General features: G+C 42.8%; 2 protein-coding genes and 1 pseudogene. All 3 read right to left on the bottom strand.

The window, feature by feature from the left end:
* Window positions 1-514, bottom strand: a pseudogene (locus OGM63_RS08255) (hypothetical protein); the annotation flags it as partial.
* 163 nt (window positions 515-677) lie between these two features.
* A complete protein-coding gene (locus tag OGM63_RS08250) occupies window positions 678-3,455 on the bottom strand; it encodes an ATP-binding protein (protein ID WP_263745033.1) in 2,778 nt (925 codons plus the stop codon).
* A 453-nt stretch (window positions 3,456-3,908) separates the two neighbouring features.
* Window positions 3,909-4,262, bottom strand: coding sequence for a phenylpyruvate tautomerase MIF-related protein (locus OGM63_RS08245; protein ID WP_263745032.1), 354 nt, complete (start codon window positions 4,260-4,262; stop codon window positions 3,909-3,911).
* Window positions 4,263-4,300 lie beyond the last annotated feature (38 nt).

Raw genomic sequence — 4,300 nt, 5'->3', positions numbered from 1 at the left:
AAACGCAAACTGTCAACCCATCATGTAACTGACTACTTGCACCTCCCCCTTGTCCCGCTTGTCCACCTTGTCTCCCTTGTCCCCCCTGTCCCCCCTGTCCCCCCTGTCCCCCCTGTCCCCCTTGTCCCCCCTGTCCCCCCTGTCCCCCTCTCCCCTTATCTCCCCAGCGAAAACTGGGAATACCTACAGCTTCAATAATTTCACCATCTGCCAATCTTAAAAGATACTTGACAGTGCCATCGGGGGCGACAGAGCGGTAATGTAGAGTTGAACGTCCAATGGGAATTTCTGCAACTTCGGCACGCCATTGTTTAGAAAAGACAGAGATATCATTAAGATGTCGCGCGCCCTTATTATATATCCAATCATGCAGCTGCTTTCCTCTGTAAGCGGGTTGTTTTTGTTGCTGCACCCAAACCGTCAATTCCTCCAAAGAAGCGCCCAACAGTGGCGGAATTGGGATTTGTGCTTGGGGTAAGGTAGTGATTGTGGCAGAGGCAGAGTTAGCAGACATAGCATTTAGGAATTGGCATCGGATCTATATGGTAGGCGATCGCCGCACAAGAGTGTCTCTTTCTTCATTAGACATCGACCTAATTTAATTATGCGTTGCCGGAAACCCTTGATTAGACGTAGCACAGAATCGTCTCTACATTCATTTCCACGACGTTTGTCTATTATTTTATTTGCCGGATAGGAATTTCAATCCAAAACTCTGCACCAAGTCCTGGTTGGGAAATACACTCTATTTTGCCTTTGTGCTTGTCCACCACAATTTGATAGGTAATTGATAATCCTAAACCGGTACCTTGTCCCACAGGTTTTGTTGTGAAGAAAGGGTCAAACAATCTTTGTCTAACACTTTCGCTCATCCCTGAACCATTATCTTTAATCGATATAGCCACCCAATCGGGATTTACTAATTTAGTAGAGATAATAATTCTACTACAGTTATTTTTAACTTCCGATTTTGTTGTTTTATTGTCATCATCAAGTGCATCAATACTATTACTCAAGATGTTCATAAACACTTGATTAAGTTGTCCGGCATAACATTGAACTTGAGGTAAATTACCATATTCTTTGATAATTTCAATCTGTGGATGCTCAGACTTTGCCTTCAAACGACTTTGCAAAATTAATAGTGTGCTATCAATACCTTCATGAATATTGACAGGTTTCATATCAGATTCGTCAAGACGCGAGAAGTTACGTAAGGTAAGTACAATTTCGCGAATTCGCTCAGTGCCAATTTTCATAGAAGCAAAAGTTTTGGGCATATCTTGCATCAAAAAATTGAGATCAATTTCGGCGACAAAATCATTAATTTCTTCTGTATTTTGGGGATAATTGTTTTGATAAAGCTTAATTAAAGTGATTAGATCTTGAATGTATCTATCAATATGAGTCAAGTTGCCGTGGATGAAGTTAACTGGGTTATTGATTTCGTGTGCAACACCAGCAACAAGTTGTCCGAGGCTGGACATTTTCTCAGTTTGAATTAACTGCGCTTGGGTGCGCTGCAAATCTTCTATCGCAAGTTTTAATTTAGCTGCTTGTGCAGTAGCAGTAGCAGCTAATTCTTCCTTGATTTGGAAAGCTTGACGAAGTTCGGCTTCAGCTTGCTTGCGCTGTGTGATGTCGCGCATAATAACAATATATTCTTGGATGTTTTGATTTAATCTAGTGGAAATTGCCACATCAAGAATGCGAGAATGGTGTTTGAGAATTTGTTCGCTACGGGTAGACCAATTTTCCGGTTGATTAGGCAAATCACAAAGTAAATTACTTAAATGCAAAGATTGCAAATGATTGCTATCTATCTCCAAAAGCTGTAAAGCCGCTTTATTTGCCTTGCAAACAATGCCATTTTCATCTAATAATAAGACGGCATCAAGAACAGTGTCTAGGGCAATTTTAAATAAGTGTTCTGCCTCATCCCGCGCTTCCACAATCGAAGTAACTTGCAATAAACTTGTCCAGGATGCGATCGCAATTCCCACAAAAGCGATTGACATCAGCAAAATAGCCAACAAATTCGTACTAGCTTCAATGGGAGCATCATCTAACCTAGCTCGGATCAGCCAACCGATGGCCGTCCCACCAGAAATCAATAGCAGGAGGATGGTTACTTGCAGCACGACAACATCTTTTTTGAGATCGTTGTCAAACAGCGATCGCCGACGCTTGATCCACCATGCGGGATGCATTGGTGCAAAGCTGACACGACGGATAACCGCATCTGCTGCCAAAATAGTTAAGGGAAACAGAATGCTAATCAGCCAATCTCTCTTGCCTAGAGACAAACCCCCGACTATCAAGACAAGCAATTCTACCAAGAAAAAGCCACCAGACCACCAACCCCATCGGACTTCTGGTCGTCCTCGCTGTAACCAAAAAGCCAAATGCGCGATGGCGATCGCTGCAAAGTACCCCGTTCCACCCACCATCACGACTTGAGTCAGATTAACCCAAGATAAGAATACCAGACTAATTAAAAATGTAAATATCAAGGCGGGTGTAAGCACACCACGGCGAGATACAACCCCAAATACAGGTGCCATGTGTCCATCTAGCGCTAGTTGATACAACACGCGGGGAGATATCGCAGCCGAAGTCGCCAAACCCAAAAGGCTGCCACAGGCAATCAACAATGTCGCCAGAAACGAGGCTGACTGACCCCAGAATGGCTTGGCAGTTGTTACCAGATTCAAAAAAGCATCGTCGCCTAATGCTTTTGTTGCCAACCGCATCAGGACCCAGGAACTACCTAGAAATAAAATCGGCATCAGCCAAGCAGTCAGTGAGAGAAACTTCAAAGTTTTCTGCGGTTTTCGGCTATCGGCAACAAAAGCAGCAGTGCTTTCACAGCTATACACAATGTACGTAGCGATGAAGTAGTACTTTGCCCAATCGCCAAAATTTAGAGACGTTGGATCAAAAGTTTGTAGAGGAGGGATAAGTCCAGGGCTGTTTGGCGACAAAGCTAACCAGCCGATACCTTCAACACTATAACTAAAGGCGATCGCTCCTGCGGGAATCACTAAAAACATGTGCAGCAACGCTAAAGCACGAGTCCCACTAAAAGCCACAATAAAAGGAAGCGTTGTAAACCCAACTTTCAGCAGCATCTCCGGACAAGCAATCCCCAAAGGCTTTAGGTTTGCTTGAATCAGCTCCGTCAGCAGAATAGCATTCAACGCAGGTCCCGAAGCCCAGCCAATAAAGTATCCAATAGCTCCATAACGACCTAAGGCAGGATACTTTTTTAACAACTTAGTCGTATAATTAGGCGTTCCCCCAGACATCTGTGAAAAATGCATCCCCAAGCGTTTGACTTGCAAATTCAGCAGCATTCCCACGATGACGCACGGCAACAAGACAAAGATGGCTTTCGTTCCCAATGCTGCATTGATGGGAATTGCAACACCTATCCAAATAAGCGGACTAGTCATACTAAAACCCCAAGTTTCCAAAGAACTGAGGCTGCGCGGAAGGCTCATTTTTCCAGTTTGAAACATGATTGATGTTTCTAATTTGCTGTTATCTGTATGTTTGAACACAATTTTTACTTTTAGAGATGATTAAACGAGGTCGCCAACATCCAGCAGATTGCTCTTAAATTGTGGTGTGTTTCCCTCTCCAAAACATGGGAAAGTAGTTAAAGATTGGAGTTTTGATGTGCAACTTCCTATTAGTATTCCCTTGGTTGTTTACTCGCTAACAACTTAGATAAATTCACTGACGATTTTCAGAATTTACCCACAAACACGGAAAAACCGGGTTTTTGAACAGATTTTCATCATCAACCCGATTTATGCAAAATTTTTATTTTTGATCAACTCTTCGCTACTTGAGCATACCAAGTCTATAGACATCAAGTATAAGCCAACTTCTTGAGAGAGAAATTAACCAAAGGTTGAGCCATTCCAGCCCCACATATAACCTTTAGCATCCGCAAACTCAATATAAGTGCGATTTTTCGGTACACCTAACGCAGAGTTAATCTCTTGGCAAAAGTCCTGACTCATAGCTTGAGTTTGCTCTGATTTCATTGTACCCACGCTCTTAATTTCAATGTAGCAAACTGGGTCTGTATTGCCAGCGAAGGTCATGGGAATTTCACCTTCAAAAGCTGTCATGATATAAGACTCCGGTTTGCCTGTATGCTTGGCTAACTTAGCTGATAAACTTTTGAGCATTGCTTCAACTTCAGCTTTTGCCGGCGCAGATACAGAAGTTTGTACTTTAATTAAAGGCATAATCAAATTTGTTGGTTGTTAGTGGTTAGTTGCTAGTG

It is taken from the genome of Plectonema radiosum NIES-515 (assembly GCF_025753815.1).
GTDB lineage: Bacteria > Cyanobacteriota > Cyanobacteriia > Cyanobacteriales > Nostocaceae > Hassallia > Hassallia radiosum_A.
Note: the sequence above shows the minus strand (reverse complement) of the source record. Positions and strands in the feature narration are given on the sequence as shown.

Bases quoted from the DNA above. Each gene is read 5' to 3' on its own strand.
- OGM63_RS08250 (WP_263745033.1), bottom strand. From the start codon at position 3,455: ATGACTAGTCCGCTTATTTGGATAGGTGTTGCAATTCCCATCAATGCA.
- OGM63_RS08245 (WP_263745032.1), bottom strand. From the start codon at position 4,262: ATGCCTTTAATTAAAGTACAAACTTCTGTATCTGCGCCGGCAAAAGCT.